12 protein-coding genes and 1 riboswitch are annotated in these 12,076 nt (G+C 64.0%); of the genes, 7 read left to right on the forward strand and 5 right to left on the reverse strand.

Annotated features, from left to right (window positions below):
- Positions 1–6 precede the first annotated feature (6 nt).
- Positions 7–1,422, reverse strand: coding sequence for a protein adenylyltransferase SelO family protein (locus DSM104635_RS00260; RefSeq protein WP_158764258.1), 1,416 nt, complete (start codon positions 1,420–1,422; stop codon positions 7–9).
- A 117-nt stretch (positions 1,423–1,539) separates the two neighbouring features.
- Here DSM104635_RS00260 and DSM104635_RS00265 point away from each other — a divergent pair, with 117 nt between their 5' ends.
- Together DSM104635_RS00265 and DSM104635_RS00270 are read left to right on the forward strand one after the other, a co-directional pair.
- Positions 1,540–2,616, forward strand: coding sequence for a hypothetical protein (locus DSM104635_RS00265; RefSeq protein ID WP_158764259.1), 1,077 nt, complete (start codon positions 1,540–1,542; stop codon positions 2,614–2,616).
- Between the two features lie 102 nt (positions 2,617–2,718).
- Complete coding sequence (locus tag DSM104635_RS00270; protein WP_158764260.1) at positions 2,719–3,891, forward strand: MFS transporter; 1,173 nt, start codon at positions 2,719–2,721, stop codon at positions 3,889–3,891.
- On the opposite strand, the gene DSM104635_RS00275 is transcribed toward DSM104635_RS00270, so the two are convergent.
- Together DSM104635_RS00275 and DSM104635_RS00280 are read right to left on the reverse strand one after the other, a co-directional pair.
- Positions 3,888–4,937: a lysine-2,3-aminomutase-like protein gene (locus DSM104635_RS00275; RefSeq protein ID WP_158764261.1), complete on the reverse strand. Its 1,050-nt coding sequence runs from the start codon at positions 4,935–4,937 to the stop codon at positions 3,888–3,890. The genes DSM104635_RS00270 and DSM104635_RS00275 overlap by 4 nt on opposite strands.
- Positions 4,938–4,939: 2 nt before the next feature.
- Positions 4,940–5,431, reverse strand: coding sequence for a GNAT family N-acetyltransferase (locus DSM104635_RS00280; protein WP_158764262.1), 492 nt, complete (start codon positions 5,429–5,431; stop codon positions 4,940–4,942).
- Between the two features lie 150 nt (positions 5,432–5,581).
- Between DSM104635_RS00280 and DSM104635_RS00285 the strand changes: the two genes are divergently transcribed.
- On the forward strand, positions 5,582–6,310 hold the full coding sequence (locus tag DSM104635_RS00285) for a hypothetical protein (protein ID WP_158764263.1): 729 nt from the start codon (positions 5,582–5,584) through the stop codon (positions 6,308–6,310).
- On the opposite strand, the gene epmA is transcribed toward DSM104635_RS00285, so the two are convergent.
- Complete coding sequence (gene epmA / locus DSM104635_RS00290; protein ID WP_158764264.1) at positions 6,307–7,230, reverse strand: EF-P lysine aminoacylase EpmA; 924 nt, start codon at positions 7,228–7,230, stop codon at positions 6,307–6,309. The two genes, DSM104635_RS00285 and epmA, sit on opposite strands and share 4 nt — an antisense overlap.
- On the opposite strand from epmA, the gene DSM104635_RS00295 reads away from it, so the two are divergent.
- The 4 genes from DSM104635_RS00295 to arsC are packed head-to-tail and all read left to right on the forward strand — an operon-like array spanning position 7,229 to position 9,684.
- On the forward strand, positions 7,229–7,942 hold the full coding sequence (locus DSM104635_RS00295) for an elongation factor P (RefSeq protein ID WP_267129061.1): 714 nt from the start codon (positions 7,229–7,231) through the stop codon (positions 7,940–7,942). The two genes, epmA and DSM104635_RS00295, sit on opposite strands and share 2 nt — an antisense overlap.
- Positions 7,943–7,951: 9 nt before the next feature.
- Positions 7,952–8,413, forward strand: a complete 462-nt coding sequence (locus tag DSM104635_RS00300; RefSeq protein WP_158764265.1) for an AAC(3)-I family aminoglycoside N-acetyltransferase — start codon at positions 7,952–7,954, stop codon at positions 8,411–8,413.
- 3 nt (positions 8,414–8,416) lie between these two features.
- Complete coding sequence (gene bla / locus DSM104635_RS00305) at positions 8,417–9,328, forward strand: class A beta-lactamase (protein ID WP_158764266.1); 912 nt, start codon at positions 8,417–8,419, stop codon at positions 9,326–9,328.
- Positions 9,328–9,684, forward strand: coding sequence for an arsenate reductase (glutaredoxin) (gene arsC, locus DSM104635_RS00310; RefSeq protein ID WP_158764267.1), 357 nt, complete (start codon positions 9,328–9,330; stop codon positions 9,682–9,684). The genes bla and arsC overlap by 1 nt, the downstream gene beginning before the upstream one ends.
- A gap of 108 nt (positions 9,685–9,792) precedes the next feature.
- On the opposite strand, the gene DSM104635_RS00315 is transcribed toward arsC, so the two are convergent.
- On the reverse strand, positions 9,793–11,721 hold the full coding sequence (locus DSM104635_RS00315) for a M61 family metallopeptidase (protein ID WP_228445780.1): 1,929 nt from the start codon (positions 11,719–11,721) through the stop codon (positions 9,793–9,795).
- A 147-nt stretch (positions 11,722–11,868) separates the two neighbouring features.
- A riboswitch (cobalamin riboswitch) is annotated at positions 11,869–12,049 on the forward strand.
- Positions 12,050–12,076 lie beyond the last annotated feature (27 nt).

Raw genomic sequence — 12,076 nt, forward strand, 5'->3', positions numbered from 1 at the left:
TGACATCTAGCGGAGTGCATCCCGCAGTTCGTCGATTTGCCGCAGCTTGGCTTCGAACAGGGACCAGTCGTCGCGCTCCGCGATCGCCGCCCACAGCGTTTCGACCTCGTCGATCACCATCGTTGTTGGTGTTGGACGCTGGAAGTAGGGGCGCGACAGGAACTCAGCGTTGCCGTCGCCGGTGCGCGCTTCCAGTCCTTCACGGATCGGTAGGAACGTCTCGTCGGCATAGAGCGCTGCCTGCGGGCTCGCCTTGGCGCGATCCACGCTGCCGCCGCCGCAAGACCAATCATGGAAGAATTGGTCATAACCGGCTTGGCTTGCCGTCAGCCAGTCGAACACGGTTTGCAGAAAGCGCAGGTCCGCGTCGAAATCTCCCGCGACCAGATTCAAGCGATCGAACATGCTGTGGCGCAGGCCTTGCTGGTACGCTGGCGCAAAGCGAATTAGCTCCGCCTCGAGCAATGACGCCCCGCACACGAGGCTCAACGCGCTGCCGAGTTGCGCCAACGCCCAAGACACGGCCTCCGGCTGGCGACCGAACGCGTAGAGCCCGCTCTCGTCGAAATACGCAGCAGTGAAGTCTGGTTGGCTGGTCGGGTTGAAGCGCCACGGGCCGTAGTCGAAGCTTTCACCGGTGACGTTGAGGTTATCGGTGTTCAACACGCCGTGGACGAACCCCGCCGCCATCCAGCTGGCGCAGAGCCGCGCATTGGCCTCGATGATTTCGCCAAACACCGCCGCCACGCGCGCCTCTCCAGCGAGATCGAGGTGTTTCGGATAGTAACAAGAACTGACATGTTCGATCAGCTGATGGATCAGGTCCGGTCGCTCGAAGAAGGCGAGCCGCTGGAACGTGCCGAACCGGATGTGGCTGTGTTGCAGCCGCACCAGCACCGAGGAGCGCGTCGGCGATGGCTCGTCGCCCCGGGTCAGCGCCTCGCCGGTCTCGAAGAGCGAGAACGCCTTCGACGTGTAGACGCCCAGCGCATCCAGCATCTCCGCCGCCAGCACCTCGCGCACGCCGCCCTTCAGCGTGAGCCGGCCATCGCCGAAGCGTGAATAGGGCGTCTGGCCCGAGCCTTTGGTGCCCAAATCGAGCAGCCGGCCGCGATCATCCCGCAGCTGCGCGTAGAGAAAACCGCGCCCGTCGCCAATCTCGGGATTGTAGGTGCGGAACTGGTGTCCGTGGTAGCGCATCGCCAGCGGCGCGTTCATGTTCCCTGGCAACTGCTCGAAGCGCGCGAAATACGCTTCCCACTCGGCATCGCTCAGCGTGTCGAGCCCGACGTGCGCGGCCCAGACCTGATTTCGCCGTCGCAGCACGTGCTGTGGAAATCGCGCCGGCGCCACAGGATCGGCGAACTCGGCCCCTAGCCTCTCGAAGGCAGGATCGGGCTGATAATTCGGCGCGATAGGCATGAATCATCCTAGGCGCGCGAGAGCTGCGCGTCATGCGGCCGCGATACGCGACGGGCCGTGACGCCGCCACACTTATGTGGCAATACCCGCGAGGGGCGCGGAGAGGACAAACTGGCGATGTCGGCTCGCGGTGTCGGACATCTTTTTGCAGCCGTAGCGACGCTCGCGCTTTGCGCGTGCGGCGACAGCGCTACGGGTTCAAGCAAGACCGAACAAAGCTCCGCCGAGCGCATCTCCGCGGGCCTCGACGTGTGCGCCCAGGGCAGCAACGAATTCGCTCAGCGCGTGTGCGAGAACCGCTCGCTGGCCGCGCTCGACAATCAAGTGCGCGAAACTTTGGTGACCGAGTCCGCCAGCGTCTCCGACGCCGGCGCCGCCATGCTGGTGCAGAACCAAACGCGTTGGCGCGAAGCGCAGCGCATCTCGTGCGGCATCATCGATCCGGACGCGCAGCCGACGACAGAACAGCAGCAATGCCTGGAAGCTGAATTCCGCGCCCGCGCGCAGGACGCAACCAACGCGGTGCAGGACGTCGGTGGCTACACCTTCCAGCGCATGGAGCTGGTGGACGCGACACCAGTGACGGCGGAGATCGCGGAAGCCTCAGGGCTTGGCGACGGCGCGCCGAACGCTGTCGTCCGCAACATCCGCTTCCCGCGCATTGATGGCGAACAGACGCCGGAGATCCGCCGCTTCAACGAGCTGGTGGCGCAAGAGCCGCAATTCCGGTTGTCGGACGCGACCAACGAAAGCGTCGATTACACCATCGCCTACGCCGGCCCCGAGCTGATTTCGGTGCGCTTCATCGTGAGCCAAGACACTCTGGGCGCCGCGAACGTCACCAACACGGTGAAGGCTGTCACCGTGCTGATGAACGAGGGCCGCGCACTTCTCGCTACCGACGTGTTCCGCGCCGGCACGCGCTGGGAAGATTTCATCACCACGCGCGCGGTGCAGACTATTGCGCGCCAATACGCGGACTATCCCAATTTCCCACCGCGCCGCGACGTCTATGAAACCGCGACCAAGCCGCATTTGTGGCTGATCACGGAGCAGGGGTTGTTGCTGTTGTTTCCGCCGCTTTCGTTCGGCGGCTCGCACGCCGATGGCGGCACCGAAGTGACGATCCCGTGGGCGGACCTGCGGCCATACCTGAACCCGGCCGCGCCGACGCCGATCCGTCCGAGCGCGTAGGCGAAGTCACTCCGACAATAGGAACGTAGGTGACGGGCGAATTGCCCTATTGCCCTGCTGCCCTACTGCCGTACTGCCGTTCAGATGGGTTCGCGGGGATCATTGGCGGCGCTGGTTGGCGTTGTGCTGATCGGCATGACGGGGTTCGGCATCTTCCTGCCGATCTTCCCGTTTCTCGCGCTTGAACTGGATGCAACGCCAACGGCGACAACCATCGCGATGGGCGCGTATTCGTTGGGCCAGTTGATGTCGTCGCCGTTTTGGGGCCGCTTGAGTGACAAGGTTGGCCGCAAGCCGATCCTGATCGCCGGCCTGATCGGCGGCGTCTTCTCCTATCTCTGGATCGCCCGTGCCGGCAGCGTCGAGGAACTTGGCGCCGCGCGGCTTTTTGGGGGCCTGATGGCGGGCAATATTGGCGCTGCGTTTGCCGCCGCCGCCGATCTCTCCGACGACCGCACCCGCGCGCGGAACATGGGGCTGCTTGGCGCGGCCGTTGGCTTTGCCTTCATCGCCGGCCCCGCTCTCGGCGCTTTCCTGATCGGTGCAGAACCAACGCGCGCTGAGTTCGCGCGCGTGTGCATAATCTCCGCCGCGCTTGCCGCCGCTGCCGCGCTCGTGGCGTTGCTGCTGTTTCGCGAAACGCTGCCAGCGCATGCGCGCACGCAATCCGAACACGATCGTCCGCGCCGCGTCGCCATGCTGATGTCGCGCCCGGCGCTGACGCGCTTCGTGGGCGTGATGTTTCTGATGATCGCCGCGCAAGCGCTGATGGAAACGACGTTCGGCCTCTGGGCCGATATCGAACTCTCCTGGGGCCCGCGTGAGGTGGGCTGGACGTTGGCCGCGCTCGGCTTTGGCGCTGTGTTGCTGCAGGGCGGCGGCGCGGGCGCGGCGTCACGCGCCATCGGCGAACGCATGACGCTGCTGATCGGCCTGGTGCTCTTCGCCGCCGGCTTGGGCGGGCTCTCCGTCTCGCACGAGCCCGCCACTATGGCCGCATCGCTCACCGCTCTAGTCATCGGCCTTGGTCTCGCAACGCCCGCGCTCAACGCACTGATCGCCGCGCAAGCTGCGGAGACCGAACGTGGCGCGGTGATGGGCTTATCGCAATCGGCGTCGGCGCTTGGCCGTGTCGCCGGTCCGCTTGGCGCCGGCGCGATCTTCGATGTGTGGGGTTCAGGAGCACCGTTCGCGGCGGCGGCGTTGCTGATCTTGGCGGCGTTGTTTGTGGCGCTGACTGAGCCGGCCAAGGAAGCGTTCGGCCGGACGCCTTAGTCTTCGTAGTCGCGCCAAACGCCGTTGCGATCGCGGACTTCGTAGCCCTTATCCGTTTCACGCAAGCTCGGCGCAGCCAGCGGCGCCTTGCCGTGGCCGCCGGGGATATCGAGGATGTAGTTCGGTTGCGCCAAACCTGACGCGCGTTCGTGCAGCGCTTGCGCCAATTGTTGGCCCTCCGCGATGGTGCAGCGGAAGTGCGACGTGCCAGGCGCCTTGTCCAAGTGATGCAGGTAGTACGGCTTCACCCGAAGCTCGACTAAGCGCCGCATCAGCGCTTCAAGTGAATCGGCGTCATCGTTGACGCCCTTCAGCAGCACGGTCTGCGACAGCATCGGCACGCCGCCGTCGACGATTCGTGCAATGGCGGCGCTAGCGTGCTCAGTCAGCTCGCGCGCGTGATTGGTGTGCAGAACAACATAGGTCGTCGCGCCATCCAGTCGCAGCGCCTCGACCAGATCCGGCGTGACTCGCAGCGGATCGACCGCCGGCACGCGCGTATGCCAGCGGATAATCTTGACGTGCGGAATCGCCGCCAGCCGCTCGGTGATCTCCCGCACGCGCCGCGCCGAGAGCAAGAACGGATCGCCGCCGGTCAGGATCACTTCCCAGATCTCATCGTGCGCGGCGATGTAGGCGAGCGCCGCATCCAGCTCGGCGCCATTGAGGGTGCCATCGCCCTCAGGACCCACCATTTCGCGCCGGAAGCAGAAGCGGCAATAGACCGGGCAAACATGCACCAGCTTTAGTAGGCAGCGATCACGATACCGATGCACCACGCCTTTTACCGGCGTATGCGCATCGTCGCCAATCGGGTCGCTCAGCTCGTCCGGCGCAATCTCCAGCTCGCGCGCGTCGGGGCGAAACTGCGCCGCAATCGGATCGCCTGGATTGGTTGGATCGATCAGCGCCTCCATCGCCGGCGTGATCGCCACCGCATAGCGGCTCGCGACGTCAGCTAAAACGTCGGCAGGTTGGAGCGCGGGCCTCTGGCCCGCATGCGCGCCGGGAGGCGCGCGCTCCAACCTGTTTGCGTCAGCACTCATAACTACAACCCAAACGCTTTCGCGTAACGCAGCTTGCCGCCTTGCTTCAGCGCGCCGGGTTTCAGCTCCAGCGCCATGAAGTGCGGACCTGAGAACGGAGCTTCCAATGATTCGGCCAGCGACGCCGAGAACCCAAACTTCGGATAATAAGCCTCGTGCCCAAGCACCACGATCGCGTCCAAGCCTAGCTCGGCGCAGCGCGCGTTGCCGGCGCGGATCAATGCGCTGCCGATCCCGCTTTTCTGAAATGCTTTCAGCACCGAAACCGGCGCCAACGCCGCGGCCTTGATCGTGTAGTCCGGTCCTTCGATCGCGAGCGGCGAATAGAAGATGTGGCCTTGGATCGCGATATCGCTCGCCGCAACAAGCTCCACCAACACGTCGCCATCGGCGCGCAATTTCTCGACCAGGTTCGCTTCTTCGGTCTGGCCGAACGCATGGCTAATAACGGCGCGAATGGCGGGATAGTCGCTGGGGGCTGCGTCGCGGATCACGGGCTGTTGCCTAGACGGATCGGGCGGTTTCCGCCAGACAAACACTGCATGAGCCGTCGCCTCCATCGCGCAATGGTCCTATCGCTCGCCCTCGCCGCATGTGACCGGGATGTGGCGGAGCAGAGGATTTCGGACGACGCAAACGTTGAAATGTCCGTGCGTCTTCCGCCTTCGGACGCCGCTTTCGCCGATGATCAATCGCTGCCGCCGGACGAGCGCGTTCGCGCCGCCATCGAGGGCTATCGACTGAGTTACGCATATGATGGCCCGCCGCCGCATGACGCCGCAACAGGTGAGTTGTTTTCATGCGGGGATGATTGGAGACGAGACGGCGGACGCGGCGGCCAAATCGGCACATACCGCATCGATGGCGACACCATCTGCATCGAGGAATCGCGTCGCAGTGATCGCAATGTTTGCCGTCGCTTCATTCGCCGCGAAGGTGATCGCGTTTTTCTCGACGACCCCGAAAGGGGCGAGATCGAGTATCTCGCGCGGCGGCAGGCATATTGCGCCCCCGATCCCGCCGGCGGACCATCGCTGGACGCGACGGGTATTGATGTGCGCGAACGCGACAACCTCAGCAACGCTGAACTTCGCGCCCTCGTGCGCGGGTCGACATTCTTCACGCCCAGGAGTGGCCTGGCGAGCAACCAGACTTTCAGCTGCGATGGGCGTTGGAGAGGTTCGGCGCCAGACCTTCGTGGGCGCTATCGAATCCAGGACGATCAGCTCTGCTTGGAGATTGGTCCGCGCAGCGGATGCCAGAAGCTCTTTCTTGTCGACGGCGACTACTACGCGGCCCCTTTGCTGCCTGATGAAAGGGCGATAAGCGCGTTGCGTTTCGAAGTCGTAGAGCGAGGCGCGTGTCCGCGTTAGCCCTGCGGGGTCCAGAGCACGTCGTTGATGTGACGCGCCCCTGTCGCTAGCATCACAAGCCGGTCAAATCCCAGCGCCACGCCACTTGACGGCGGCATATGCGCTAACGCTGCTAGGAATTCTTCATCGATCGGCCAGCGTTTGCCATAGCGCTTCTGCTTTTCCTCCATCGCCGCAACCAGCCGCCTGCGCTGTTCCACCGGATCAGTTAGCTCGCCAAACCCATTCGCCAGCTCCACGCCGCACGCATAAAGCTCGAACCGCTCGGCCACGCTCGCGTCGTGCGGGCAGGGCCGCGCTAAAGCCGCTTCGGCGATTGGGTATTCCGTCAGCAACGTCAGCGCGCCGTCTCCAAGATTCGGCTCGACATGCTTCACGATCGCCGCCGAGAACGCATCGCCATCCGACGGCAGTTCGATCGGCGAAAGCTCGGCAAATGCCTGACGCACCGTGATGCGCTCCGCCGCCGTGAATGGATCGCAGCTTTTGTCACGCCATCGGAGCATCGCTGCATTGGCCGCCCGCGCCGCCACGCGCGCGACTTCAACGCAATCGTCCATGATCGCTTCGTACGGCGCGCCGGCGCGATACCATTCCAGCATGGTGAACTCTGGCGCATGCAACGGCCCCGTCTCACCGCGCCGCCACGTCTTGCCGAGATAGAAAATGCGCGTCTCGCCGGCGGCCAGCAGCCTCTTCATCGCGAATTCGGGGCTGGTGTGGAGGTAGCGGCCATCAACCTCGAACGCTTCGATATGCGTCTCAGCACCGGGCGAGGCGACCAGCATCGCCGGCTCCACCTCCGTGAAACCCTGCCCCGCGAACCAGTCCCGCACCGCGCGCAAAATCGCGGCGCGCGCGTCCAGGAACGGCTTTCTGTCGGCGTGGCGGGCTTTGTCCCACCAGGGGGAGGGCGTCATGACGCTGCCCCGCTACAGGGCTGAGGCTTGGCCGCAACGGCAAATCTGGCTAGAGAAGCCCCCAATTCCGGTCCTTTCGACTGATTATGAGGCCCGCCGGCCAAAAACGTATTGGGCGGCGGCAAGTGAGGGTTACGTGGTCAAAGTCATCGCCAGCGACGTCCGCAAAGGCAACGTGCTCGAGCACGAGGACGGCAAGCTTTACGTCGTCATGAGCCACGAAACCTTCCGCCCCGGCAAGGGCACGCCGACCACCACGATCATTATGCGGCGCATCGTCGACGGCGTGAAAACCACCGCCGTGCACAAGACCTCCGACGGACTGGAAAAGGCGTTCGTCGAACAGGTCAAACACACTTTCCTCTTTGACGATGGCGATGCCGGTCTCGTCTTCATGAATCCCCAAAGCTACGAGCAAGTGCATCTCTCGCGCGACATGGTCGGCGATTCCGCGGCGTACCTGCAGCCGGAAATGGTGGTCGATCTCACCATGTACGAAGGCCAGGCGCTCTCCATCGAACTGCCGCCGCGTATCACCGCGACAATCGAAACCACCGAGCCCGTGGTGAAGGGCCAAACCGCGTCCTCGTCCTACAAGCCGGCGATGCTCGACAACGGCATCAAGACTATGGTGCCGCCGCACATCGGCCCTGGCACGCGCGTTGTGATTTCGACCGAGGACAATTCCTACGTCGAGCGCGCGAAGGATTGATCGCGCGCCATGGCGGACGGCTTCACCATCCGCAGGCTTGAGCCAGCCGACACCGCGCTTTTCCGCGCGCTGAACGCCATGTTCGGCAAAGCGTTCGATGACGCCGAAGCCTACGCTGGCGCGCCGCCGAGTGACGACTATCTCGAGTCTCTGCTGCGCAAGGATCACATCATTCCGCTAGTTGCGCTCGCGGATGACGCCGTGATCGGTGGCCTCGTCGCTTACGAACTCGACAAGTTCGAGCAGGCGCGGAGGGAGATCTACATTTACGATCTCGCGGTTGCGGAAACGCATCGCCGTCAGGGCGTCGCGGCTGCGTTGATCAAGCACCTGGGCGAGATCGCTTCTCGTCGCGGCGCTTGGGTGATCTATGTGCAGGCCGATTACGGCGACGACCCCGCCATCGCGCTTTACACCAAGCTCGGCCGCCGCGAGGACGTCATGCACTTCGATATCGATCCGGCGGAGTAGGCGATGCAACGAAGCGTTGAACTCACACGCCGCGCCACGCTTGTCGGCGGCGCCGCGCTCGCAGCCTGCGCCCCAATGGCGCCTGCCGATCCGCGCGAGAGCTACGTCCCACCGCCGGACGATCAGCGCTTTGCAGCGATCGAAGCGCGCATTGGCGGCCGTGTCGGCGTGGCCGCGTGGAACACCGGCACGGATGCATGGCTCGGCCATCGCCGCAATGAGGCGTTCGCCATGTGCTCCACCTTCAAGTGGGCGTTGACGGCGGCCGTGCTGCACACCGCCCAACGTGCCGGCGGTCCCCAGCTCAATGAGATCGTATGCTACAACCAATCCGACATGCTCTCGCACGCGCCGGTCACCAGCCAGCATCTCGAGCGCGGTTGGATGACAGTGGAAGAATTGTGCGCGGCCGCCGTTATCACCAGCGACAATCCCGCCGCCAATCTGCTGCTCGAGTTGCAATTCGGGCCAGAGGGTTTCACGCGGTTCCTCCGCGCCAACGGCGATGGCGTTACGCGTCTCGATCGCACCGAGCTTGCGCTCAACGAAAACCTGCCCGGCGACCCGCGCGACACGACGACGCCCGATGCGATGGCGCGCACGCTGAAGCGCTTTCTGCTCGAAGACGGCGTGCTCAACGCCGCCTCACGCGAGAAACTCACCGGCTGGATGGAGACGTCCACCACCGGCCTGAGCCGTTTGCGCGCGGGCCTGCCCGCGGGCTGGCGCGTTGGCGACAAAACCGGCACCTCCACCGCCGAGCACAACGCCACCAACGATGTTGCCATCGCCTGGCCGCCTGGCCGCGCTCCGATCATCATCACGAGTTATTTGAGCGAAAGCATGGTCGAGCTCGATGCGCGCAACGCCGCGCACGCCGAGATCGCGCGCATCATTGCGGGAGAGTGGGCCTAATGGCGAAGCGTGGTTTCATCATCTACCACAACCCGAAATGCACGACGTCGTGCAACGTCCTCGCCATGATCGAGGAAGCGGGCGTTAAACCCACGATCATCGAGTATCTGAAAACCGGCTGGACCAAACAACAGCTCAAGGATCTGTTCGCCGCTGCGGGCGTCACGCCGCGCCGCGCGCTGCGCGCCAAATCCAAGGAAGCCGAAGAGCTCGGTCTGCTCGATCCGAAAATCAGCAGCGCAAAAATCCTCGACGCAATGATCGCGCATCCCGCGCTGGTCGAGCGACCGTTCGTGACGGCGCCCAAGGGCACACGGCTCTGCCGGCCGAAGGAAATGGTGAAAGAGCTGCTCTGATCATCGCCTCAATATGGACCGCCGGCGCCCTCGCCGGCATTCGCACGAACGACCAAGCGCTAGCGTTCGTGTTGACGAAGAAGCCGGCGAGGGCGCCGGCGGTCCATATTAGCGCGAACGCGGCGCCAGGATCGCCCGGAGCCGATCCGTCGTCCCGCTCACGCGCTCCAGATGCGCGTAACGCAGGCCGCCGTGGTAATCGAGCTCAACGGTCCGGTACTGATCGCCGTTCTTCACCAACAAGTGGATCGGCTCGGCGCTATCCTTCGCCGCTGTGATCGAGCGTCGCAGCACATCGGCGCTGTAGGCCACATCATTCACCGCCACGACTTGCGTGCCGATCGTGATGCCCTGGTTGAAGGCTGGGCTGTCCCACTGCACAGCGCTGACGTTGCCGCCGTCGCCGAAGCTCAGACCGATCGAATAAGCAAAGCTTGCGTTCTTGTTGAGCGATTCAGAGTCGCGCTGATAGTCGCTGCGCTCTTCGGTGTAGACGAGGCGATAGCCGCCGCGCGTAATGCCATCGAGCGGCGGCTCTGTGTTGATACCTTCGATCCGCGTGCGCAGGAACGTCGCCCAATCGTGGCGATAGACCGCGTTCAATCCGGCAACGATGTCATCGAACGTGTAAGTCTCTGGAACTTGCCATTCTCCGTTGCGCACACCGAAGAAGGCGCGGGAGAAGTCGTCGAGCGAACGGCGGTTGCCGGTGCCTTCGCGGATCAGCGTGTCAGCGTCGAGCCAGATCAGCAGGCCTTCGGAATAATAGTCTTCGTTGCGCTGCCAGCTCCGCCACGGCGAGGGCCGCCGCGCGGATAGCACCGGATCCATCGTGGTATCGGCAACCGAGCGCCATTCCCGGCCTGACATGTTCTGATACGTCGCCGCCGTCAGCGCGAGCGAGTCGAGCGCTTGCTCGCGCGTCCAAAGGCCCGAGCGCGCCGTGAGGATTGTGCCCCAATATTGCGTCATGCCTTCATAGACCCAGAGCAGGCTGCCCTGCTGTGGCACCTCGTAGTTCGGCGTCCACATGTCGGCGGGACGGCGGAATTTGCCGTTCCATGAATGCACCATTTCGTGCGGCAACAATCCGCGCTCTGACGCTGAGCTATCCCAGTCGGTGAAGTATCCCGGATCAACACCATTCTCGCTCGAACGGTGGTGCTCGATGCCGACGCCACCCATGCGGTCACTCAACGAGAATAGGAAATCGTAGTGATCGTAGTGTTGCGAGCCGAACAGGCGATAGGCTTGGCGCACCAGATTACTATGCGCTCGAATTTGCTCCTCGCTGGCTTCGAGGAGGCGCGCCTCGTCGGCGACGACGTTCAGATAAACCGGCAGTCGCGCGCCGGGATCGAGATCGATGCGGCGGAAGTATCGGCCCGCGAACATCGGAGAATCCACCAGCGTTTCGAGATCGACTTCGGCAAAGCGCGTCACCGCGCCCTGCGTTTCCGCGCCATCAAGCGCCACCGCGAATTGCCAGTCCTCCGGCAGCGTGATGCTGGGGCGGAAACGAATCTGTCGCGCATAGTGGCCCGACGGATAGAGTAGTAGCGTTTCCCAGTTCAGGTTGAACATCTCGCGCGTCGAGACGATGCGGCCTTGCGCGGTCGCCGTCGGTGACACGAACTGATGCCGCGCCTCGATCTCGGTGACGCCAGCCGGGATGTCGAGATGGAACGCGAACACATTCACCGGATCGCGCCGCCACGGCAGCAGCTCGCCGTTGGCGCGAAACTCAAGGCCGGCGAACAGATTGATCGGCCCGCGCGGCGAATGCTTGCCTGGAATCCACTCGGCATAGAGCAGCGTCATTGGCCCCGGCTGCACCGGGATCACCTCACGCGCTGTCCAAATGCCGCGCAGCGTGTCCGTCGCGTCCACCTCAAGTGTGATCACGCCCGGGTAGGCGACGTCCTGCGGCGTTGCGACCGGCGGCGGCAGTGGTGCAAAATTCTGCGCCGAAGCCGGGATGAAACCCGCGCCAAACAAAGCGGTGGCCATCGCCGCGCCGCGCATTATGCTGGTCATGATCAATCCCCGAACACTTGGTCGGCCAATAACAGCGAGCGGCGTCGCTCAGGTCAATGCCACAACCCTAAGCGGCGAGGCATCGAGCGCTGGTTTGCGATGAATGGCGCAACATCGGCGGCGGATCGTCTTGGTTCCATGCAATTGCTTCGTGCGGATATTGCCGGTAAGCCGCTCGCGTCGGTTAAGGGAACGCGGTGCAAATCCGCGGCTGCGCCCGCAGCTGTAAGCGGCGAGCATCGAACCAAGCGCCACTGGAGCGATCCGGGAAGGCGGTTCGGCGCATCGACCCGTGAGCCAGAAGACCTGCCGACGGAGACGCCTGGGTCCGGGATCGTGGCCGTTGGAGGCACGC

The organism is Terricaulis silvestris, from assembly GCF_009792355.1.
In the GTDB taxonomy this organism is placed as follows: domain Bacteria; phylum Pseudomonadota; class Alphaproteobacteria; order Caulobacterales; family Aquidulcibacteraceae; genus Vitreimonas; species Vitreimonas silvestris.